The following is a 22097-nucleotide window of genomic DNA, read 5'->3' as shown; positions in this document are numbered from 1 at the left end:
AATATAACAAATACCATAGAAAATAGCACTTCTGTATATCAAATTTTTCATTATAAGGAAGAGTTACAGTTCTCGTTTTATTGGTTGGTCTACATTTTCCTCCCAACACCCAAATAATAGTGGCTATCCTTAAGCCAATCACCACAATAAAACAATGATAATAACACTATTGTATATACTAGTAATCTAAATGCCTGTATTCATTTAAATAGACAAATACTTTCGATAAAGAATACGAGTAAAATGTAATGTGAATTGCATTTTTAAAAACACATATTTCAAGCATTATTAAAAGCCGAATCAGCTAAAAACGACCCCCTTTGAGGAGATCGTTACACTAAAGTCTATTTAAGCAGTCCACTTTTTAAGTCATTATGCCATTTTGAAAGCATAGGTAAATCCTCTTCTAAAATGGTTCCAGCTTCTTTTGCGGCAGTTGTTAAAGCATCATAGTTTGTTAAGCTAACAAAAGAAATACCTGCTTCTTCAAATGCTTGCTCTGCTTTTGGTAGCTCATAAGTAAATATACTAACTACACCCAGTACTTCTAATCCCTCTTTTTGCAGTGCATCAACTGCCACTAGACTGCTTCCACCTGTGGAAATTAAGTCTTCAATTACTACAACTTTTTGCCCTGCCACTACTTTACCTTCAATCTGATTGCCACGTCCATGTTCTTTTGCTTTTGACCGGACATACATCATCGGAAGTTCCAGTATATCACTCACCCATGCAGCATGAGGAATACCTGCTGTTGCAGTACCTGCTACTGCTTCTGTTCCTGGAAAGTTTTCTTCGATTGCTTTTGCTAAGCCTTGAGCAATTTCTTTTCTAATTGCCGGTGATGACATTGTAATTCGGTTATCACAGTAAATTGGGGATTTGATACCAGAAGCCCATGTGAATTGGTCATTAGGTTTTAATGCAACTGCACCCACCTCAAGAAGCGCCTTGGCAATTTTGTTTTCTAAGCTCATGCATTTTCCTCCCACATTTTCAAAATAGTTCTATATGCTTGTACTGGGTTTTCCGCTTTTGTTATTGCTCGTCCCACAACAATATGGGATGAACCAAGTATTCGCGCATTTGCTGGAGTTGCAACACGAACCTGATCATGTGCGTCTCCTTCTTCTAAACGAATACCAGGAGTTACACGTAAAAATTCCTGTCCACATGCATCAGCAATTTTTTTTGCTTCCAATACGGAACAAACGACTCCATCTAAAGCAGCTGTTTTAGCTAGTTCTGCATAATTTACAACGGATTCATCAATTGTCGTTTGAATCAGCTGTTCCTGTTGCATTTGCTGTTCAGATGTAGAAGTTAGTTGAGTTACTGCAATAATGGAAGGTCTTTTATTACCAACTGGTGTACCTGCCTCTAACCCTTCACGTGCAGCAATCATCATAGCCGCTCCACCAGCAGCATGCACATTCACTAAATCTGCTCCTAATCGAGCGAGACCTTTCATCGCTTGGCCTACTGTGTGTGGAATATCATGTAATTTCAAATCAAGAAATACATCATGACCCATTTCTTTCAATTTATACACGATGGAAGGTCCTTCTTGTAAATATAATTCCATGCCTACTTTTACAAATAATGACTGCTCAAATGGAGTTAGAAATTTGTATGCATCTCCAGCTGAGGCAAAGTCTAATGCAATAATTGGACTGTTTTTCATAATCTATGACTCCTTCCAACTAAATCAGTTACTGTCTCAAATCCAAGTTCATCTAACTTTTCTGGAAGCTGTTCGATTAGCTTTGGACAAATGAATGGATCTACAAAATTTGCCGTTCCTACTGCAACTGCACTTGCTCCAGCTGATAAGAAATCAATCACATCATCAATTGTTGCAATTCCACCCATTCCGATAATTGGTATTGACACTCGTTTCGCTACATCATAAACCATACGAAGTGCCACAGGCTTAATAGCAGGACCTGATAAACCACCAGTTACATTTGCAATCACCGGTCGACCAGTTTTAGTATCTAAGCGCATACCAAGTAATGTATTAATCATTGTAATACCGTCAGCTCCACCCGCTTCTACCGCTTTTGCTATTTCTCCAATATCGGTTACGTTTGGAGATAGCTTTACATATACAGGTACAGAAGATACTGCTTTTACAGCTTTAGTTAATTCTTCTGCAACTAAAGGGTCTGTTCCAAATGTAATCCCACCTTGTTTTACATTCGGACAAGAAATATTTAGTTCAAGCGCATGGACATTGGGAGCTTTTGAAATCACTTCTGCTACAGTGACATAATCCTCTGTTGTATAGCCTGCTACATTTGCAATAATCGGTACTTCATATTGCTCAAGCCATACAAGTTCGTTTTCCATCACTTTTTTTAATCCTGGATTTTGTAGACCAATTGCATTTAACATTCCTGCAGGTGTTTCTGCCACGCGTGGTGTTGGATTACCAAGTCTAGTTTCAGGGGTTGTAGCCTTAATCATAATGGCACCTAACTTAGACAAATCATATAATTTTGCATATTCCTTTCCGAATCCAAAGCATCCAGAGGCTGGCATAATTGGATTTTTCAAAGAAAGACCTGGTAATTCTATAGCTAATCTATTCATACTCGAACCACTCCTGACGGGAACACTGGACCATCTGAACAAACCTTCACATAATCAGCATCTATTTTCTCTGTAGTGTCGCAAACACATGCAAAGCATGCACCAATTCCACAACCCATACGTTGTTCAAAAGATAAATATCCTTCTCTTTCAGGATACAATTTTTCTAGAGCGGAAAGCATCGGTGTTGGACCGCAGCTGTAGTAAACCTCAAAATCATCCTTCAATGTCTCTAATACATTTGTTACAAAGCCGGTATGACCATAACTACCATCTGCTGTTACGATATGGGTTTCTCCAAGTTCTTGAAATTGTTTTTCATAAAAAACAACATCCTCGGATTGAAATCCTAACACATGAATAGGCTGTACACCTTTTTCCACAAGTATTTTGGATAATTCATATAGAGGCGGTACACCAATTCCTCCACCAACTAGTAAAGCCTTTTGACCAGCTTCTACCTTATCAATAGGAAAACCATTTCCAAGAGGTCCAAGTACATCGACCTGGTCCCCTTGCTTTTTCTCAGATAGAAGCACAGTTCCTCTGCCTTCTGCTCGGTAAATCATTTTAAATTCTGATGTTTCTTTATTTATTGATGAAATACTTATTGGTCTTCTTAGCAAAGGCTCCATTTGATCAGACACTCGTAGATGGACAAATTGACCTGGCTGTTTCATATCCAGTACTAGTTGTCCAGTCAATGTGAGTTCAAAAATGTTCGTCGCAATTGATCTTTGTTGTACGACTTGCATTTGTTCTTGTCTAATCATGCTTTAACCTCCTGATGTTTCATAGTCTCAGTAGAGAATGTCATTGATTCAATAACACGTAGCATTGCTTCTGCAGTATCTAATGATGTTAAACAAGGGATGCCATTTTCTACAGACTCTCTACGAATACGGAATCCATCACGTTCAGGTTGCATTCCTTTAGTTAGCGTGTTGATAATAAATTGTGCTTCCCCTTTTTGAATTACGTCTAGTAATGTAGTTCCTTTTGCGCCGATTTTATCCACGATGTCTACTGGAATTCCTGCATTTTTAATTGCTTCAGCAGTACCTTGTGTAGCCATAATGCGGAATCCTATTGCGTAAAATCTTTTCGCAATTTCTGTGCCTTCTGCTTTGTCTTTATCCGAAATAGTCATTAGTACTGTTCCGTGATCTTTGATTTCCATTCCTGCTGCCGCTAGTCCTTTATATAACGCTTTTTCGATCGTTATATCTTTCCCCATTACTTCCCCAGTAGATTTCATCTCAGGTCCAAGCGTAATATCCACTCGACGAAGTTTCGCAAAACTGAACACCGGTACTTTTACATATACTCCTGGGCTATTTGGGACAAGTCCTGGTGTGTACCCTTGTTCAATGATTGATTGACCTAAAATCGCTTTTGTTGCAATATTCGCCATAGGGATGGATGTGATTTTACTTAAGAACGGTACTGTACGACTTGAACGTGGATTTACTTCAATTACGTAAACCTCATCCTTGGAAATGACATATTGAATATTCATCAATCCAACAATTTTCAGTCCTTTTGCAAGTCTTGTTGTGTAATCTACCAGTGTATCAATCTGTTGTTGTGATAGTTTTTGTGGTGGATATACAGCAATTGAATCACCTGAGTGAACACCTGCACGTTCAATATGTTCCATGATTCCTGGTATTAATACATTTTCCCCATCACAAATTGCATCTACTTCAATTTCTGTTCCTGTTAAGTAACGGTCGATTAGAACTGGTTTTTCAGGGCTCGCTTCTACCGCATGCTCCATATAGTGTTTGATCTCATCTTCGGTATATACAATCTGCATTGCACGACCACCAAGTACATAAGAAGGTCTAACTAATACTGGATACCCTATTTCGTTGGCAATTTTAGTTGCTTCTTCCACAGATACTGCAGTTTTTCCGAGTGGCTGAGGAATATCTATTTCATGAAGAGCTGCTTCAAACTTGTTACGGTTTTCGGCACGGTCAATGTCTTCTAGCGTTGTGCCTAGAATTTTAACGCCTCTTTCTTCAAGTCCAGCAGCTAAGTTAATCGCTGTTTGTCCTCCGAATTGTACCACTACACCTTTCGGCTGCTCTAAGTCAACGATGTGCATGACATCTTCTAGAGTAAGTGGTTCAAAATATAATTTATCCGAAATGGAGAAGTCGGTTGAAACTGTTTCAGGGTTATTATTTATAATAATTGCCTCATAGCCTGCTTCTTTAATAGCCCATACAGAATGTACAGTTGCATAGTCAAACTCAACCCCTTGACCGATACGAATCGGACCTGACCCTAGTACAATTACGCTTTCCTTTTCCGTACGAATGGATTCATTTTCCTCTTCATATGTTCCATAGAAGTAAGGTGTTTCTGACTCAAACTCTCCTGCACAAGTATCGACCATTTTGTAAACTGGTACAATTCCATTTTCTTTTTTAAAGTTATAAACTTCTAATTCAGTCACATTCCAGTATTTCGCAATAGTTTTATCTGCAAAGCCCATACGTTTTGCTTTATATAATACTTCTTGATTAAAAGCATTTTTTTGGATAACTTCTTCATATTTCACGATATTTTGAAGTTTGTTTAAGAAGAATAGATCAATTTGGCTCCACTCATGAATTGTCTCAACAGTTACTCCACGTCGAAGTGCTTCTCCTATGAAGAAGAGTCTCTCATCTCCTGCACGACGAATACGTTTTTCCATCCATGCATCTGTAATGGACTCACTGTTTTTCATTTCGATATGGAAATGACCTGTTTCAAGGGAACGAACTGACTTAAGTATCGCTTCCTCAAATGTACGTCCAAGTGACATTACCTCTCCCGTAGCTTTCATTTGTGTTCCAAGATTACGTTTAGCTGATTCAAATTTATCGAATGGCCATCTTGGAATTTTTGCAACGATGTAGTCTAATGCTGGTTCAAAACAAGCGTAGGTTTTTTGTGTAACTGGATTCATCATCTCATCCAATGTAAGACCTACTGCGATTTTAGCTGCAAGTTTCGCAATTGGATAACCAGTAGCTTTTGATGCAAGTGCAGATGAACGACTTACACGAGGGTTTACTTCGATAATATAGTAGTTGAAGCTATGTGGATCAAGTGCTAATTGTACGTTACATCCACCTTCAATTTTAAGTGCACGAATAATTTTTAGAGATACATTACGAAGCATTTGGTTTTCACGGTCAGATAATGTTTGTGTAGGCGCAACTACGATTGAATCTCCTGTATGAATCCCAACAGCATCGAAGTTTTCCATATTACATACAACAATTGCGTTGTCTGCGGAATCACGCATTACTTCATATTCAATCTCTTTATATCCAGCAATCGACTTTTCAAGTAAGCATTGAGTAACAGGGCTATATTTTAAACCACTTGTTACAATTTCAGCTAAGTCAGTATCATTGTGACAAATACCACCGCCTGTTCCTCCCATTGTAAATGCCGGACGGACGATAACTGGATACCCAATACGTTCTACGAATGCTTTCGCTTCTTCAAGATTATGGATAATATCACTATCTGGAACCGGTTCATTTAATTCATTCATCAGAGTACGGAATAGATCACGATCTTCTGCTTTGTGAATTGCTTCTAATTTTGTACCTAATATTTCGATTCCTAGTTCATCTAAAATACCTGATTCATCAAGCTCAATTGCCATATTCAATCCAGTCTGTCCACCAAGTGTAGGTAAAATTGCATCTGGACGCTCTTTACGAATAATTTTACTAACAAACGGTAGTGTAAGGGGTTCAATATAAACTTTATCTGCAATTTCTGTATCCGTCATAATAGTCGCAGGATTGGAATTCACTAAAATAACACTATAGCCTTCTTCTCTTAGTGAAATACATGCTTGTGTACCAGCGTAGTCGAATTCAGCAGCTTGGCCGATAACGATTGGACCTGAACCTATTACTAATATTGTTTTTATATCTTTACGTTTAGGCATGTGAATTCTCCTTTTTGCTCTCTAGATTCATTAATTCAATAAACTCGTCAAATAGATGTTTTGAATCTTCTGGTCCTGATGATCCTTCTGGGTGGAACTGAACACAAAATACCGGGAATTTAGTATGTCTTACCCCTTCAACTGTGCCGTCATTTAACGCTATATGTGTTATTTCTAAATCTGTTTGTGCAATGGAATCTGCATCAATTGCATAACCATGGTTTTGAGAAGTTAACTCTGTTCTTCCTGTTCTTAAATCTTTTACTGGATGATTTCCTCCGCGATGGCCAAATTTCAATTTGAAGGATGTAGCGCCACTTGCAAGTGAAATAAGTTGATGTCCTAGACATACTCCAAAAATAGGTACTTTACCTATAATTCCTTTTACCATTTCGATTGCTTCTGGAATATCAGTTGGATCTCCAGGTCCGTTGGATAACATGACTCCATCGGGAAACATCCCTAATATTTCAGCAGCGGATGTATTATATGGGACAACAATAATATCGCAATCCCGTTTGTTTAGTTCTCTTAAAATACCGTGTTTCATACCGAAGTCGACAAGTACCACTCTTTTTCCACGTCCTGGACTTGGATATGGTCGAGTAATCGAAACTTGTTCTACTACGTTTCTTGGGATTTCAGTAGTCTGAAGTTCTTTCACTACTTGTTCTACGTTTACTTCTTCATCAGCATTTGTAAGTCTTCCTTTTAATGAACCATGCATACGAATAATACGAGTTAACTTTCTAGTGTCAATTCCTTCAATTCCAGGAACATTTTTAGCATTTAAAAATTCACTTAAAGTACCAGTATTTCTGAAATTCGATGGTTGTTCAGCAAGTTCTCTTATTACTACTCCGGAAAGCCCAATTGTAATAGCTTCAAAATCATCTGGATTTATACCATAGTTACCAACCATCGGATACGTAAACGTTAATATTTGTCCACAATTAGAAGGATCTGAAATCGATTCCTGATAGCCTGTCATAGCTGTTGTAAAGATTACTTCACCAATTGTTCCCGCTTCACTTCCGAATGCGTTTCCCTTAAATACCGTACCGTCTTCTAATATTAAGTATCTTGTTTTCATGCTTGTTCCTCCTGCCATACGATCTCTCCGTTATACATTGTAAGTTGTGGCCAACCATTGCAAGCCCATCCGTTAAACGGAGTATTCTTTCCTTTTGATACAAAAGCTTCTTTATCGATTCTTTGTTCTTTTTCTAGATCAATCAATACCAAATCAGCTGGTGCCCCTACTTCAAGCTTACCAAACTCAAAACCAAATACATCTGCTGGTTTAACCGTTAAATAATTCAATAGCTGCTTGAGTGTCCAATCGCCAGTTTTTACAAAGTGAGTATATAATAGTGGAAATGCTGTTTCTAATCCAACAATTCCGAATGGAGCTTTTTCAAATCCTAATGACTTCTCTTCTTCTGTATGTGGAGCGTGATCCGTCGCTATAAAATCTAAAGTTCCATCTTCTAATCCTTCTCTAAGTGCCATCATATCTTCTTTAGCTCTAAGTGGAGGGTTCATCTTCCAGGCTGCTTCATTTGAAGGAATATCATCCTCACAAAGCAATAAATGATGCGGACTTACTTCTGCTGTCACATGAATACCAGCTTTTTTAGCGTCTCTTATGACACGAACTGACTCTTTTGTACTGACATGACATACGTGATAATGAGCCCCTGCTGCTTCTGCGAGTAGTATATCTCTTGCAATATGTACTGATTCAGAAACAGAGGGAATACCTTTCAACCCAAGCTCTTTGCTACGTTTTCCTTTATGCATAACGCCCCCGTAGATAAGTGTGTTATCTTCACAGTGAGCAACAATTGGAATATTAAATTTTGCTGCTTCCTCCATTGCTTCTAGCATTGTCCCAGCCTCTTGGACACCAACACCGTCATCTGTTAAAGCAAAAGCTCCAAGATTTTTCAATGCTTCGATATCTGTTCTTTCTTTACCCGCTTGTCGGATTGTAATAGAACCATAAGGTAGGACACGAACAAGTGCATTTTTCTCTACTAAATCTAGAACATGTGAGAAATTTTCTACAGTGTCAGGTACTGGTCTTGTATTCGGCATAGCACAAATGGTTGTATAACCACCTTTTGCTGCAGCTTTTGTTCCTGTTTGAATCGTTTCTTTATGCTCTCCACCTGGTTCACGTAAGTGTACATGCACATCGATGAAACCTGCAGAAAGCAAAAGTCCTTTCCCATCTATTTGTTGTGCATCATTTGATGTAACATTCGCTCCGATTGCTGCAATTCTGCCTTCTTGAACTAAAACAGCAGCCGACTCTAATTCCCCTTCATTGTTAACTATTTGAACGTTTTGAATAATTTTTGTCATGTTATTCTCTCCCTCTCAAAATCATTTCAATGACAGCCATGCGAACATAAACACCATTTTCCATTTGCTTAAAAATCCTTGACCGTTCACATTCTACTAATTCACTAGCTATTTCCACACCTCTATTGAAAGGGGCAGGATGCATGATAATTGCATGTTCTTTCATTTTCCGCTCTCGCTCAATTGTTAGACCAAATAATTGATGATATTGCTCTTTAGAAAATGTCGTCTTCCCATCATGTCTTTCGTGCTGAACACGAAGCATCATGAGAACATCACTATCTTCTATTACCTCATCGAATTCAGCAAACGCTTTGAACTCACCTTGCCATTCGGGTGGACAAACAAACCGAACTTGTGCACCTAATCTTGTAAGTGCATCTGCATTAGATCTTGCTACACGGCTATGGGTGATATCTCCTACAATCGTAATTACCTTATCTTGTAAAGTACCAAATTCTTGCCAAATTGTATAAATATCTAGAAGGCTTTGCGTTGGATGATTTCCTGTACCGTCGCCACCGTTGATAATCGCAGGTTTAACTTTTCCAACTAACTCTTCAAAATAATTATTTTGCTCATGCCTAATTACTAATAAATCCAGGCCAATGGATTCTAGAACTTTTACTGTGTCATAAAGTGTTTCACCTTTTAATGTACTAGAGAAGCCAGCTTCGAAAGGAAGGACTTCTAAATTTAGTTTTCTTTCAGCCATTTCAAAGCTCATCTTAGTTCGTGTGCTAGGCTCAAAAAAGAGGTTCGAAACTGTGTATTTATTTGTTAGTGTAGAGGTGGTACCATCACGAAACGCTTGCGCTTGCTTTAATATCGCATGTATTTGATCTACCGATAAGTCTTTCATTGATACTAAATTTTTCATGAATATCCACCTTTCTTTATCATCAAATACGCCTTAGTGTATTTGCATCCAGACTTTTATCGAGCCAGCTCGATAAATTCCTCTAAAAAGTCTGTGACATCCGCAGGAGGCTTATTTAGTAAACTACTTTCTACAAAATTTAAAACCTCCTCGAAAAAGTCTCGAGAAGGTTCGTTTTTGCATAGACAAGTAGCAGGATCATGTTGCATGTCCCAACTTGCTATTCGAACCTTTTGCTGACTCACTGTTCAACTTCTTAAAAGGTCTATTATTCAGTTTGATGTAAATCTGTGCTTTCTGCTTTTTTTCTTCCAGGTAGGATGAGATTTAGTATAACCCCGATAATTGCCGCTAAAGCCATACCCTCTATGCTAAGGGCCTCTGTAACGATGAACTTTGCCCCTCCGATTCCTATTACTAGGATTACAGAAGCAATGACTAAATTACGACTATTGCCGAAATCTACTTTTGCATCTACTAACATGCGTAACCCACTTGCTGCGATTATCCCAAATAATAGGATGGATACACCACCTAGAACTGCTGTTGGTATCGTAGAAATGACTGCCATTGCTTTTCCAAAGAATGAAAGCAGGATAGCCACTACAGCTGCACCTAAAATGACATAAACACTGTATATACGAGTTATTGCTAAAACTCCAATATTTTCACCGTAAGTCGTTTTAGGTGGACCACCGATAAATGCACTTACTAAGGTCCCTAAACCATCACCCAGTAAAGATCTATGTAGTCCAGGTTCTTTTATATAATCTCTTTCTACAACTTTTCCAAGTACGAGCTGATGCCCAATATGTTCGGAGATAGTTACGATGACAATTGGAACCATCACTAGCAAAATATTAGAAGTTATAACAAAATCATAATGTACTCCAGGTATTAAAAAGTCAGGTAAAGCGAATATTTTTGCTTCTTTTATCGGGGTAAAGTCAACAATTCCAATGGCGATAGAATATATGTAACCTACCACTAATCCAACTAAGATTGGCATTGTACTAATAATATTTTTGAAGTATACCGTACAGATTATCGCTGTAAACAAAGTAACTAAAGCTGCGGAGAAATGCAGGAAGCTATATTCTTTTAAGCCTGTATCTGCATTTGTAATATTCATCGCCATATCGACTGCAACACCAGATAATCCTAGACCAATAACCATGATAACTGGTCCAACAACGATTGCTGGTAAAAGCTTCATAATCCATTTATACCCGCTTTTCCAAATTATAAGGGACACAATGCCATAAACCAATCCAACGAAAACGGCACCGATCATTGCATTGCCTGGATTTATAGCTTGTCCAGATTCATCTAATCCATTTACTGCGATAATTATTGGTGCGATGAATGCGAACGACGACCCTAAATATGCTGGCACTTGAAATTTAGTTACGAGTAAGAAGATTATTGTTGCAATTCCGCTTGTTAACAATGCAATTGCAGGACTCAAACCTACAAGCTGCGGTACTAATATAGTCGATCCGAACATTGCAAACATATGTTGAAAACTTAAGGTGATGAGTTGTCCACCTGATGGCTTATCATTTACATCTAAAACGGCGTTTGACATGAACTTTTCCTACCTTTTAAATAGATTTTTATTCGTAAATGGTTACTGCATCTACTTCATCTGTTTCCGTAACTTTTACTACGATTCTTTCACTGCTAGAGGTTGGTATATTTTTTCCTACATAATCTGCTCGAATTGGTAGCTCGCGGTGCCCTCTATCGATTAAAACTGCTAGCTGAATTTGAGATGGTCTTCCTAAATCCATAACTGCATCCATTGCCGCTCGGACAGTTCGTCCGGTATATAACACATCATCCACGAGGATAACTTTTTTATCCTTTACATCATGTGTTATATCAACTTGTTGTACTAATGGCTCTTCTGTACCATTCTTTAAAGATAGGTCATCTCTATACAACGTAATATCAAGCTCTCCTGTTTTTATCGGCTTCCCCTCAATACGTTCAATTCTATCTGCCAGACGTTTTGCTAAAAATGCTCCACGAGTTTTAATGCCTACTAGAATACACTCTTCAATCCCTTTGTTACGTTCAATAATTTCATGTGCAATTCTTGTCAGTGCTCGATTAATCGCTTGCTCATCAAGAATATTTGCTTTTTCTCCCATCAACTTTTCATCTCCTTTGAACAAAATAAAAAACCTTCTAAGGCTCGAGAGCCCAGAAGGTTATAAATGCGTAATAAAGTAGAGTGATTCCTATAAATCCGCAGATTGATAGTGAGTCACGTTCACATATACCTTCTCAGCCTCTCTGGACTGTTATTAAAGGTGAAGCTATATAATTTTAAAATGACTATCGCAGCAGTATAGATGCTTGCGTTTTTCTTAGTATAATATACTATTCCTCATTAATCAATGATTGAGTTTTTAAATCTTGTATTAAATTAGTGAAATCCTCTGGAAGTGGGTAAGAGAACTCTAAGTATTCTCCCGTTTTGGGGTGAATAAAACCTAATAATCCCGCATGTAAAACTTGTCCGTCAAAACTAATCGTTTTTTTCGGACCATATTTTGGATCTCCAGCTAGTGGGTAACCAATATATTTCATATGCACACGAATTTGATGCGTACGCCCGGTTTCTAATTGGCACTCAACTAATGAAAATTTATCAAATCTTTCTATGACACGGAAATGTGTTACAGCATGTTTACCATTATCCACTACTGCCATACTTTGTCTTTCTTTTTTATCACGAGCAATAGGAGCATCAATTGTCCCTTTATCGTGAGCAATACGACCGTGCACAAGTGCAGTGTATTTACGAGTGACTGTTTTCTTTACAAGTTGATCAACTAACGAGACATGCGCTACGTCATTTTTAGCTACCATCAAAAGACCTGTCGTATCTTTATCTATACGATGCACAATCCCTGGACGCATAACCCCATTAATACCAGATAAATCTTTAATCTGATACATCAGACCATTAACTAGCGTTCCAGTAGTATGCCCTGGTGCAGGATGCACAACCATTCCGCGGGGTTTATAGACAACCACTACATCCTCATCCTCATAGATGATTTCTAAGTTCAAATTCTCAGCAACAATATCGAGTGGTACAGCGTCTGGAGGTGTAACGACAATAACATCTCCTGCTTTCACTTTATAGCTTGTTTTGGCCGGTTCATTGTTCACTGTAACAAAGCCATCTTTTATAAAATTTTGGATTTGTGTACGGGACCAATCTGACTCAAAAGATGCTATTGCTTTATCTATACGCTCTTTTGCTTGTTCATTTTCAATGATAAATGTTAAATCTTCCATTACTTCACCTTTTTCTTTTCAGCTCGTTCTTCCTGAAATACGAATAATATTATAATTACAACACCAATAGTTAGTGCAGCATCCGCCACGTTAAAAATAGGGAAATCATAATTGATAATAGGTATTAAAACATCGACGAAATCTACTACTTCGCCTCTCCAAAGTCGGTCAATAAAGTTTCCTATTGCTCCTCCAAGTAGCATCATCAAACCAGCTTGAAACACTGGCTTTCCTTTTGCTTCTTTATGAAAATAATAGATAATTCCAATGATGACGATGATAGTAACTATGGTAAAGAATCCTATTTTTCCTTGTAGAATGCCCCAGGCTGCTCCTCTATTTCTATGAGAAAGTAGCGCTAGGTAAGGGTCCCACATAATAATTCGTTCACCAAGCATCATATTTTTAACGACTAGCCATTTTGTCCATTGATCTAACGCAATGACAAAAGCTGCCAGTCCATAAAATTTCCACACATTATTTCCCCCACATAACAAATTCTTTTCAGCAAAATTGGACACTCTCCACTTAGTTTAACACAGACCTCACCATCCGTAAAAGAGACAGGTATGAGATTTCAGAAATACTAATGATTGCCGTTTCGAGCGGACGCTTTCCGTGGGGTGAGCGATGAACCATCACCGCCCCTGCGGGTACCTTGTGATGTTTCATCTGTCTCACTCATCCAACTGGAATCGCCGCTCTACACACCAATCAAAATTATGAGCTGTACTCTAAATAAAGTTTTGGCAAAGTTTACTGCTCGAGCAAATGAATTTGGTAGAGTTTTGTAAGGTAATTATGCTATTAAGTATTCTTACACTATCTTTGTGGATGGAGGAACTAAGTGATTTTATTATTGAACCGCTTCGTAAAGTAAACTTAATCGATTGCAGGGATATTTCCATTGTTAGAAAGTAAAAGCCTATTGAAAGCAATTAAAAGAGTTAAGAATTGAAAAATAGGAATTCGTGTGCATTTAATTTGAATTTCAAGAAACAAAATTCAGCATTTTTTGAAATGCAATTTTGAATCACAGAAATTATTAAATGAGATTTTGATCTTAACCTTCATTTACTTTGCAAACTTATTTTGCTTTAGCCATAAGCTTTTGTTTAATCTTCTTACTTGAGTACTACTTATCCGATTGAGTGGAGTGCAAGGCGACGACTCCAGTGGGATAAGCGTTAGTCGAAGACCCCGCAGTGAAGCGAGGAGGCTGAGGCAACGCCCACGGAAAGCGTTCGCCTGAAACGGAAATCATCATCTTCAATTTTTCACCAATATCTATAATCCTTATCCCAGACCAAAAAAATGTGATCCAACTAGAAGTAGGATCACATTTTCTATACTTATTTACAATGTCACTACAACTTCTGCGCAACGTGCACATAGGGTAGGATGTGCTTCGCTTGTTCCAACTGTTTCGGAAATTGTCCAGCAACGCTCACATTTTTCACCGTCTGCTTTTTCTACTACAACAGAAGCATGCTCTAATGCCAAGCTGTTTGCAGGTGCTTCGGATGGAACACCGCCTAATTCAAACTTAGAAACGATGAACAATTGAGCTAAGTCAATAGCATTCGTTTCAAATAATGCTTTATAGTCATCGTTTACATATAAAGCCACTTTTGCTTCTAATGATTTACCGATCGTTTTTGCATTACGTGCTTCTTCTAATGCTTTTAATACATCATCACGTAATTCCATGATTTTTTCCCACTTAGCCGCTAGTTCTTTGAATTCTGGATAATCTACTGCTTCTGGCATATCCGTTAATTGAATACTTTCAGCTGTTTCATGCTCTAAATAAGCCCAAAGCTCATCTGTTGTATGAGGCAGGATAGGTGTTACTAATTTTAATAACGCTAATAATGTATCGTACATAACTGTTTGCATAGCACGACGATCTGGATGGTCTTCACCATAAATATACACAACATCTTTTGCAATATCTAAATAGAATGAACTTAGTTCACTTGATACAAAGTTATTTACTGTATGGTATACACTTGCAAAATCATAGCGATCATATGCAGCGTTTACACTAGTAATAACTTCTTGAAGCTTCATGTACATATATTGATCTACTTCACGAAGATCTTTAAATTCCACACGGTTATTAACAGGATGGAAATCACTGATATTACCATGTAAGAATCGGAATGTGTTACGGATTTTACGATAAACTTCGGAAACTTGTTTGAAGATCGCATCAGAAACACGTACATCAGCTGTATAATCAACTGAAGCTACCCATAGACGTACAATATCTGCACCTAACTGATTTATCACTTTAGAAGGAACAATTACATTCCCTAATGATTTACTCATTTTACGACCATTTCCATCTAATGTGAAACCATGGCTTAACAAACCTTTATAAGGTGCGTGACCAAACATAGCCGTACTAGTTATTAAAGAAGAGTTAAACCAACCACGATACTGATCGGACCCCTCTAGGTATAAGTCAGCTGGAAATACTAAATCATCACGTTCTTCTAGAACACCTTGATGAGATGAACCCGAATCAAACCAAACGTCCATGATATCTGTTTCTTTTGTAAAGATACCGTTCGGGCTTCCAATATGTGTAAATCCTTCTGGTAGTAATTCCTTCGCTTCTTTTTCAAACCAAATATTTGAACCGTGCTCACGGAATAATTTAGAAACATGTGAAATTGTCTCTTCTGTCAAAATCGGTTCTCCATCTTCCCCATAAAACACTGGAATCGGAACTCCCCATACACGTTGGCGAGAAATACACCAGTCTCCACGATCACGAATCATGTTAAATAGACGAGTCTCTCCCCATGCTGGAGTGAATTTTGTATCTCGAATTGCTTGTAGTAATTCATCTCTAAACGCCTCGATAGAAGCAAACCATTGTGCTGTAGCACGATAAATAACAGGTTTTTTCGTACGCCAGTCATGCGGATATGAATGTGTAAAGAATGTAAGTTTTTCAAGTGCACCTGCAGCCTCTAACGCTTCTGTAATTGCTTTGTTAGCTGTGTCATAAAATAACCCTTCAAAACCAGGTGCTTCAGCAGTCATTACACCACGGTCATCAACAGGACAAAGAACATCTAATCCGTAAGCTTTACCTACGTAAAAGTCATCCTCCCCATGGCCAGGAGCAGTATGGACACATCCAGTACCAGACTCAGTTGTTACATGCTCTCCTAAAATGATAAGAGAATCACGATCGTATAATGGATGCTTTGCAACTAGGCGGTCCATTTCCTTCCCTTCTAGCGTGCGTTCTACTGTATATTCTTCCCAGCCTAATTCTTCCGCTACAGATTTTACTAAATCTAATGCAACAACAAAATTAGAACCTTTTGTATTAACAACAGCATACTCCACTTTAGGATGTAGAGAAATAGCTAGGTTTGCAGGAATTGTCCAAGGTGTTGTAGTCCAAATGATAAATTTCGTTCCTTCTTCAAGCACGCCTTTACCCTCAGTCACCTCAAAACTAACATAAATAGATGGTGATTTTTTATCTTGGTATTCAATTTCAGCCTCAGCCAATGCCGATTCACTTGATGGTGACCAGTAAACTGGCTTTAATCCTTTATAAATATATCCTTTTTTAGCCATAGCACCGAATACTTCGATTTGGCGTGATTCAAATGCGGGAGTCAATGTAACATACGGATTGTCCCAGTCACCACGAACACCTAGACGTTTGAATTGTGAGCGTTGATTATCAATTTGTTGATATGCATATTCTTCACAAAGCTTTCTAAACTCAGCAAGAGACATTTCCTTACGTTTTACGCCTTTATTCGTTAGCGCTTGCTCGATTGGAAGACCATGTGTATCCCAGCCTGGAACGTAAGGCGCATGAAAACCTGCCATAGACTTGTGACGGACAATCATATCTTTTAATACTTTGTTTAATGCGTGACCCATATGAAGATCGCCGTTCGCATATGGTGGTCCATCATGCAATACAAAAAATGGTCTACCTTTTGTATGATCCTGTACTTTTTTATAAATATCCTGCTCTGCCCATTTTTCTTGAATTTCTAATTCTTTCACAGGTAAATTTCCGCGCATTGGGAAATCAGTCTTTGGCATTAATAACGTGTTTTTGTATTCCATCTAATTACCTCCTGATTAATAAAAGCATGAGTACTTCATAAAGTGAAACTTCCATATAGAGGATTTACAGATGTTTATCCCCCACCTATTTTAGAGCCTGTTAAACCAGGATAAGCAGTGCCGAAAACAAAAAAACTCCACATCCCAAAAAGGGACGAGGAGTTATGCTCGCGGTACCACCCTACTTGCGATTTTATTTAAAAATCGCCGCTTAGAATGCCATAACGGGGCATTAACCGAAGACACTTACTAAAAGTTCAGTGCCCTTGCTCCAAAGTGATATCCTAAATTAGTTTCTCTTCCTGAGCTCTCACCACCCTCAAGTCGCTTTATCGAAAACAAATTTAGGCGTCTTTTTCTACGCATATTATATGATATGAAATTATTATAGGTAAAGTATAGCTATGAGTCAAGAAAAGTTAATCTTCTGGAACTGAAATACGATCAATCGCTTCTGTATCCACATCATATTCCATTAAATGATTCCAGTCATCTGTATTGATCAAGTCTAATTGGGCTTCGACTAACATTTTAAAACGATTTCTGAAAACTTTTGATTGTTTTTTCAAGTCCTCGATTTCCAATGCAATCCTTCTAGCTTTTGTTAGAGCTTCATTGACAATTCGGTCAGCATTTTTCTCTGCCTCTTTCACAATCAGCTTAGCTTCTTTTTGTGAATTTCGACGGACCTCTTCTGCTGCCTCTTGAGCAACGACAATTGACTTATGTAGTGTTTCTTCAATCGAAGTAAAATGACCAACCTTTTCGCTTGAAGTTTTAAGCTTGGTTTCTAATTCCTTTTTTTCTTTCATCAAAATTTCAAGGTCTTTCATTATTTGATCAAGGAATTCATTTACTTCGTCTTCATTGTATCCTCTAAATCCTTTACCAAATTCCTTGTTATGTATATCAAGTGGTGTTAGTGGCATTTTAACATCTCCTTTACTACTATTCTTTCTACCATTATACATTTCTAAGAAGGTGAATACATCTATATTTGAAATATTCTTATAAAAATTAACTTTTTAGTTCTAACCTACCTATTTGTAGTCGAATTTTATCTTTCTTTGTTCTTCCTTCAATCATTATTAATTTTACTCTTCCATGTCCTCTTATAGAAAGTAAATCTAATTCTTGTAACTCAAGAGATACCTGATCCTTTTCTGACCAGTTCACTTTGACCTTTCCACTTTGAATTAGGGACGCTGATTTTTGACGAGAAATATTAAAAACCGAGGCAATCACCGTGTCTAATCGCAGGGAACTAACCGTTAAAGTCTCAGTTATCCATTCCTCCTGTTGTGCAAAATAATCGATTGGATTAACTATTTCTGCCAGATGAACTTTCACTTTCCCAATGGATGTAAAGTTAGCTCGAACATAATCCAATACCTCAAAGGCAACAACGAATTGAATGGCACCATCCTGTACTCGTATATCTCCAAATTTACTACGATCAATTCCAAGTGACATCATCGAACCAAGAACATCCTTGTGCTTTAACGTTACGAATTTAGTAGGATAATGGACTTCTACTACCTTCATTGAGTAATCGTTATCTGAAGGAGTATAGTAAGAAGGAAACAGCAGAACTCTTCTTCTCTCCGCATCTTCTAGGGCACCTTTAGCACTAGATTCAATATCTCCATATTGCCGACGGATCGAATCGACGATAAATTGCTGCCTTGGATCTAGAAAATCCGTCAACTTAGGAGCATATCGGTCCTCTACCTCCCTCATCATACTCACAACCTGTTCAATAAAAGGCTGTTCTTCTTTTCTAAAATGTTGCAATACATTTTCCATTGTAATATTTCCCTTTCAACTATAGTAAAAAACCCCACAGAAGTGAGGTTAGACAACTATATTAGCTATATAATATATACCCGTCATTGCTAGGTTTAATACAAAAATCGCCACGATTGGTGAGATGTCAATCATACCTAGTGGAGGAATAATCTTTCTAAACGGTTCTAAATAAGGTTCACATATTCTTCCTAAAAACTTCCCGAAGCTTGATTGTTGAATGCTCGGTACCCATGACATTAAAATATACCCTATTAATGCATACGTATAAATCCGAACACCCAAACTTAATAAATATAAAACTAATCCCATAAGTTAATTACTCCTCTGTTAATCTAGGTCGTTATAATAATAATCCGATATAGCACCATCAACTTCTACAGAATCTGGTGCACAAAGGAATATATCCGTACCTATTCTTTGTATGTCTCCACCTAAAGCGTACACTGTTCCACTTAAAAAGTCGATAATTCGAATTCCTTGCTCCTTATCTATACGTTGCAGATTTACAATTACAGCTTTTTTACTTTTTAAGTGCTCCGATATATCTTGTGCTTCTGCATACACTCGTGGCTCTATCAATATCACCTTGGATGACTTTTGTACGTTTTGAATACTAACAAGATTAGAAGTGTTCATATCCTTAGGAATTGTATTGAATTTACGTTCTTTAGGTGCAGACTTTACTGTTTGCTGTTTTATATTATTATCTACTGATTTTTGCTGCTGAGGTCTTGATTGCTGCGCTTCTGATGCTTCCTCTTCTTCATCTAGGTAGAAGAAATTTTTCATCCAGTTTTTCATGCTCATACAATTCCCTCCCTCTCTTTTCCTACCAATGCTGTTCCGATTCTTATAAAAGTAGCACCTTCTTCTATCGCTATTTCATAATCCCCAGACATTCCCATGGAAAGTTCTGTACAAGGTGCGTTGGCTATTTGTTTAGATGCAATTTTACTTTGGAGTTGTTTCAATCTCCGAAAAACATCATGGATGATTGTTTCATCTTCCGTATTTGGAGCCATTGTCATCAACCCAATTATACGAATACGTTCATAATTTTTAAGTTGTTCTATGAATGCTTCCACTTCATCAAATGCAAGCCCATGTTTTGACTCTTCTTGAGATACATTTACTTGTACAAAACAATCCTTCGTGGATGTAGCTCTTTTCTCAATTTCATCGGCTAAACTAATCCGATCCAATGAATGTAGGAAATTTATATGGTTAATAACCGATTTAACTTTTCTTGTTTGTAAAGTACCTATGTAATGCCATTGCACATCATTAGAAATGGCATCTAACTTTTTCTGTAAACCCTCTGGTCTATTTTCTCCTAAATGCAGAATACCATTCTCAATTACCTCGTTTGCTCGAGTTGCAGAAACTTCTTTTGTTACAGCTATTAATGTAACATCTTTTAATTTTCTATTAGCTCGTTCACATGCACTTTGCATACGTTGTTGAATTTGTTCTAAGTTTTGTTGTACGTTTGTCATTCGAAACCCAACTTTTCATCAATTGTTTTTTGTTTATTGTATCAATGAAATGCCGTTTTATCAATGATGAACATTATTACTCTAAGTTTTTGATACAATTATAACATCTTTTCCAATTATCGCTATATTTTGTACCGCTATTTTCTTCGTATCTCTTTTTTTATTAAAAAAAGTTGGATAAGCGCCATTTTCCTCTACTAGAAATGAAATAATATGACCAGTGTCTTTATCAATTTCCGCATCCACAATATAGCCTAGTAATTGCCCACTTTTCGCTTCTATTACTTCTTTTTGCTGTGCATCTGAAAATTTCATCATAAACCCCCTTTTATTCATTATATGAATGAAAATGAAAAAAACGCAGATTATTGAAGAACAAATTATATTTGATTAAAACGATACTGATTTCCGTTACAGGTGGACGCTTTCCGCGGCCGAGGCCGAGCCTCCTCGTTCGCTACGCTCCCTGTGGGGTCTCAACTGACTCGCTGTTCCAATTGGAGTCACCACCTTTCACTACAATCAAATAAGTGAGTAGATATTAACTAGATAATAGAGCAGAATGAGACTTCAAAGGATGAGGGAGAAGCGACACATACTGAAGGCTTATGCGTAGCGCGCGGCAAGAGCACATCTGCGTAGAATAATCATTAATAGTTTATAGTGGTAATTTTATTCCAAAGATATTTTAGCAACAAAAAAACGCTTTTTTCTAGAAAGAAAAAAGCGCTTGTTTAAATAAAATAACCTTATGGATTCAATTGGCTTTGAATAGTTGATAAAGCACTCTTCTCTAATCGGGAAATTTGTGCCTGCGATAAACCTAAGTCCATCGCTATTTCTGTTTGTGTAGCTCCATAGTAAATTCTCTTCGTTAATATTTTCTTTTGTCTTGTATCTAGCTTCTGAAAACTTTCTTTCACAGTAAAATAAGTGACCCATTGATCTTCGGATACATCATTATCGCATAATTGGTCCATCATATAAATAGCGTCGCCACCATCACTGAATATTGGCTCTTGCAAAGATACTGGATCCTGGATAGCATCTAAAGCAATTAATATATCCTCCACCGAAATATCAAGCTCTTTGGACAAATCTTCCAAGGTTGGCTCTTGTAAATGCTCGTTTATAAACTGTTCCTTTGCTTTCATAGCTTTATATGCAATATCTCTTAACGATCTTGATACTCGTACTGAATGGTGATCACGTAAGTGTCTTTTTATTTCTCCAATAATCATAGGAACTGCATACGTAGAAAAACGGACGTTATGCTTTAGATCAAAATTCTCAATAGACTTAATGAGTCCAATGCAACCAACTTGAAACAAGTCATCTGCTTGCTCTCCCCTATAAGCAAATCTTTGAACCAGGCTTAAAACTAACCTTAAATTACACATTACTAGCTCATCTTTAACAGAGTCTTCACCAGCTTGTAATCGAATAAACAATTCTTTCATTTCTTCATGCTTAAGTAAAGGAAGCTTAGATGTATCAATGCCGCATAATTCTACTTTTGTTCTCGTCATAGATCTTCCTCCGGACTTTTTAA

Annotated in this window: 21 protein-coding genes and 1 other annotated feature; all 21 genes read right to left on the bottom strand. The window is 37.5% G+C overall.

The features are described from left to right. Nucleotides 1-344: 344 nt before the first annotated feature. Nucleotides 345-977 (bottom strand): orotate phosphoribosyltransferase, encoded by a 633-nt coding sequence (pyrE, locus tag KD050_RS17310; protein ID WP_211893571.1) that lies wholly within the window; start codon nt 975-977, stop codon nt 345-347. Further along, on the bottom strand, nt 974-1684 hold the full coding sequence (gene pyrF / locus KD050_RS17305; protein ID WP_211893570.1) for an orotidine-5'-phosphate decarboxylase: 711 nt from the start codon (nt 1682-1684) through the stop codon (nt 974-976). The genes pyrE and pyrF overlap by 4 nt, the downstream gene beginning before the upstream one ends. Beyond that, nucleotides 1681-2595, bottom strand: a complete 915-nt coding sequence (locus KD050_RS17300; protein WP_211893569.1) for a dihydroorotate dehydrogenase — start codon at nt 2593-2595, stop codon at nt 1681-1683. Before KD050_RS17300 ends, pyrF begins: the two co-directional genes overlap by 4 nt. Beyond that, nucleotides 2592-3368 carry a dihydroorotate dehydrogenase electron transfer subunit gene (locus KD050_RS17295; protein WP_211893568.1) on the bottom strand — a complete coding sequence of 259 codons (777 nt, stop codon included), beginning with the start codon at nt 3366-3368 and terminating at the stop codon, nt 2592-2594. Before KD050_RS17295 ends, KD050_RS17300 begins: the two co-directional genes overlap by 4 nt. Continuing rightward, nucleotides 3365-6562, bottom strand: a complete 3198-nt coding sequence (gene carB / locus KD050_RS17290; RefSeq protein WP_211893567.1) for a carbamoyl-phosphate synthase large subunit — start codon at nt 6560-6562, stop codon at nt 3365-3367. The genes KD050_RS17295 and carB overlap by 4 nt, the downstream gene beginning before the upstream one ends. After that, nucleotides 6555-7655 (bottom strand): carbamoyl phosphate synthase small subunit, encoded by a 1101-nt coding sequence (locus KD050_RS17285; protein ID WP_211893566.1) that lies wholly within the window; start codon nt 7653-7655, stop codon nt 6555-6557. The genes carB and KD050_RS17285 overlap by 8 nt, the downstream gene beginning before the upstream one ends. Continuing rightward, nucleotides 7652-8932 carry a dihydroorotase gene (locus KD050_RS17280; protein WP_211893565.1) on the bottom strand — a complete coding sequence of 427 codons (1281 nt, stop codon included), beginning with the start codon at nt 8930-8932 and terminating at the stop codon, nt 7652-7654. The genes KD050_RS17285 and KD050_RS17280 overlap by 4 nt, the downstream gene beginning before the upstream one ends. 1 nt (nt 8933) lies before the next feature. Beyond that, entirely contained in the window at nt 8934-9812 is an 879-nt protein-coding gene (locus KD050_RS17275; RefSeq protein WP_211893564.1) for an aspartate carbamoyltransferase catalytic subunit, read from the bottom strand. A gap of 56 nt (nt 9813-9868) precedes the next feature. Next, nucleotides 9869-10057 carry a hypothetical protein gene (locus tag KD050_RS17270; protein ID WP_211893563.1) on the bottom strand — a complete coding sequence of 63 codons (189 nt, stop codon included), beginning with the start codon at nt 10055-10057 and terminating at the stop codon, nt 9869-9871. A 23-nt stretch (nt 10058-10080) separates the two neighbouring features. After that, nucleotides 10081-11400 (bottom strand): solute carrier family 23 protein, encoded by a 1320-nt coding sequence (locus tag KD050_RS17265; RefSeq protein ID WP_211893562.1) that lies wholly within the window; start codon nt 11398-11400, stop codon nt 10081-10083. Between the two features lie 28 nt (nt 11401-11428). Further along, nucleotides 11429-11968 carry a bifunctional pyr operon transcriptional regulator/uracil phosphoribosyltransferase PyrR gene (gene pyrR, locus KD050_RS17260; RefSeq protein WP_211896340.1) on the bottom strand — a complete coding sequence of 180 codons (540 nt, stop codon included), beginning with the start codon at nt 11966-11968 and terminating at the stop codon, nt 11429-11431. A 232-nt stretch (nt 11969-12200) separates the two neighbouring features. Continuing rightward, nucleotides 12201-13127 (bottom strand): RluA family pseudouridine synthase, encoded by a 927-nt coding sequence (locus KD050_RS17255; protein ID WP_211893561.1) that lies wholly within the window; start codon nt 13125-13127, stop codon nt 12201-12203. Further along, entirely contained in the window at nt 13127-13603 is a 477-nt protein-coding gene (gene lspA, locus KD050_RS17250; RefSeq protein ID WP_211893560.1) for a signal peptidase II, read from the bottom strand. The genes KD050_RS17255 and lspA overlap by 1 nt, the downstream gene beginning before the upstream one ends. Before the next feature lie 880 nt (nt 13604-14483). Continuing rightward, the gene (gene ileS, locus KD050_RS17245; RefSeq protein ID WP_211893559.1) at nt 14484-17240 is read right to left on the bottom strand and encodes an isoleucine--tRNA ligase; all 2757 of its coding nucleotides are present in this window, start codon (nt 17238-17240) and stop codon (nt 14484-14486) included. A gap of 147 nt (nt 17241-17387) precedes the next feature. After that, nucleotides 17388-17610 (bottom strand) — a binding site (T-box leader). Between the two features lie 49 nt (nt 17611-17659). Then, nucleotides 17660-18169, bottom strand: a complete 510-nt coding sequence (locus tag KD050_RS17240; protein WP_211893558.1) for a DivIVA domain-containing protein — start codon at nt 18167-18169, stop codon at nt 17660-17662. An 88-nt stretch (nt 18170-18257) separates the two neighbouring features. Then, nucleotides 18258-19046, bottom strand: a complete 789-nt coding sequence (locus KD050_RS17235) for a YlmH family RNA-binding protein (RefSeq protein WP_211893557.1) — start codon at nt 19044-19046, stop codon at nt 18258-18260. A gap of 48 nt (nt 19047-19094) precedes the next feature. Further along, nucleotides 19095-19358: a YggT family protein gene (locus tag KD050_RS17230; RefSeq protein ID WP_211893556.1), complete on the bottom strand. Its 264-nt coding sequence runs from the start codon at nt 19356-19358 to the stop codon at nt 19095-19097. An 18-nt stretch (nt 19359-19376) separates the two neighbouring features. Then, nucleotides 19377-19856, bottom strand: a complete 480-nt coding sequence (locus KD050_RS17225) for a cell division protein SepF (RefSeq protein ID WP_211893555.1) — start codon at nt 19854-19856, stop codon at nt 19377-19379. After that, complete coding sequence (locus tag KD050_RS17220) at nt 19853-20545, bottom strand: YggS family pyridoxal phosphate-dependent enzyme (RefSeq protein ID WP_211893554.1); 693 nt, start codon at nt 20543-20545, stop codon at nt 19853-19855. The genes KD050_RS17225 and KD050_RS17220 overlap by 4 nt, the downstream gene beginning before the upstream one ends. 81 nt (nt 20546-20626) lie before the next feature. Then, the gene (locus KD050_RS17215) at nt 20627-20860 is read right to left on the bottom strand and encodes a YlmC/YmxH family sporulation protein (RefSeq protein WP_211893553.1); all 234 of its coding nucleotides are present in this window, start codon (nt 20858-20860) and stop codon (nt 20627-20629) included. A gap of 434 nt (nt 20861-21294) precedes the next feature. Beyond that, nucleotides 21295-22074 (bottom strand): RNA polymerase sporulation sigma factor SigG, encoded by a 780-nt coding sequence (gene sigG, locus KD050_RS17210; protein ID WP_211893552.1) that lies wholly within the window; start codon nt 22072-22074, stop codon nt 21295-21297. Nucleotides 22075-22097 lie beyond the last annotated feature (23 nt).

Source organism: Psychrobacillus sp. INOP01, assembly GCF_018140925.1.
In the GTDB taxonomy this organism is placed as follows: Bacteria; Bacillota; Bacilli; order Bacillales_A; family Planococcaceae; genus Psychrobacillus.
Note: the sequence above shows the minus strand (reverse complement) of the source record. Positions and strands in the feature narration are given on the sequence as shown.

Excerpts from the sequence above, each read along its gene's own strand:
- KD050_RS17215 (WP_211893553.1), bottom strand. The coding sequence starts at position 20,860 with ATGAAATTTTCAGATGCACAGCAAAAAGAAGTAATAGAAGCGAAAAGT.
- KD050_RS17230 (WP_211893556.1), bottom strand. The coding sequence starts at position 19,358 with ATGGGATTAGTTTTATATTTATTAAGTTTGGGTGTTCGGATTTATACG.
- pyrE (WP_211893571.1), bottom strand. The coding sequence starts at position 977 with ATGAGCTTAGAAAACAAAATTGCCAAGGCGCTTCTTGAGGTGGGTGCA.
- KD050_RS17265 (WP_211893562.1), bottom strand. The coding sequence starts at position 11,400 with ATGTCAAACGCCGTTTTAGATGTAAATGATAAGCCATCAGGTGGACAA.
- KD050_RS17240 (WP_211893558.1), bottom strand. The coding sequence starts at position 18,169 with ATGCCACTAACACCACTTGATATACATAACAAGGAATTTGGTAAAGGA.
- KD050_RS17285 (WP_211893566.1), bottom strand. The coding sequence starts at position 7,655 with ATGAAAACAAGATACTTAATATTAGAAGACGGTACGGTATTTAAGGGA.
- KD050_RS17235 (WP_211893557.1), bottom strand. The coding sequence starts at position 19,046 with ATGGAAAATGTATTGCAACATTTTAGAAAAGAAGAACAGCCTTTTATT.
- sigG (WP_211893552.1), bottom strand. The coding sequence starts at position 22,074 with ATGACGAGAACAAAAGTAGAATTATGCGGCATTGATACATCTAAGCTT.
- KD050_RS17255 (WP_211893561.1), bottom strand. The coding sequence starts at position 13,127 with ATGGAAGATTTAACATTTATCATTGAAAATGAACAAGCAAAAGAGCGT.
- KD050_RS17225 (WP_211893555.1), bottom strand. The coding sequence starts at position 19,856 with ATGAGCATGAAAAACTGGATGAAAAATTTCTTCTACCTAGATGAAGAA.
- KD050_RS17275 (WP_211893564.1), bottom strand. The coding sequence starts at position 9,812 with ATGAAAAATTTAGTATCAATGAAAGACTTATCGGTAGATCAAATACAT.
- pyrF (WP_211893570.1), bottom strand. The coding sequence starts at position 1,684 with ATGAAAAACAGTCCAATTATTGCATTAGACTTTGCCTCAGCTGGAGAT.
- KD050_RS17220 (WP_211893554.1), bottom strand. The coding sequence starts at position 20,545 with ATGACAAACGTACAACAAAACTTAGAACAAATTCAACAACGTATGCAA.
- KD050_RS17295 (WP_211893568.1), bottom strand. The coding sequence starts at position 3,368 with ATGATTAGACAAGAACAAATGCAAGTCGTACAACAAAGATCAATTGCG.
- KD050_RS17300 (WP_211893569.1), bottom strand. The coding sequence starts at position 2,595 with ATGAATAGATTAGCTATAGAATTACCAGGTCTTTCTTTGAAAAATCCA.
- pyrR (WP_211896340.1), bottom strand. The coding sequence starts at position 11,968 with ATGGGAGAAAAAGCAAATATTCTTGATGAGCAAGCGATTAATCGAGCA.
- ileS (WP_211893559.1), bottom strand. The coding sequence starts at position 17,240 with ATGGAATACAAAAACACGTTATTAATGCCAAAGACTGATTTCCCAATG.
- KD050_RS17280 (WP_211893565.1), bottom strand. The coding sequence starts at position 8,932 with ATGACAAAAATTATTCAAAACGTTCAAATAGTTAACAATGAAGGGGAA.
- carB (WP_211893567.1), bottom strand. The coding sequence starts at position 6,562 with ATGCCTAAACGTAAAGATATAAAAACAATATTAGTAATAGGTTCAGGT.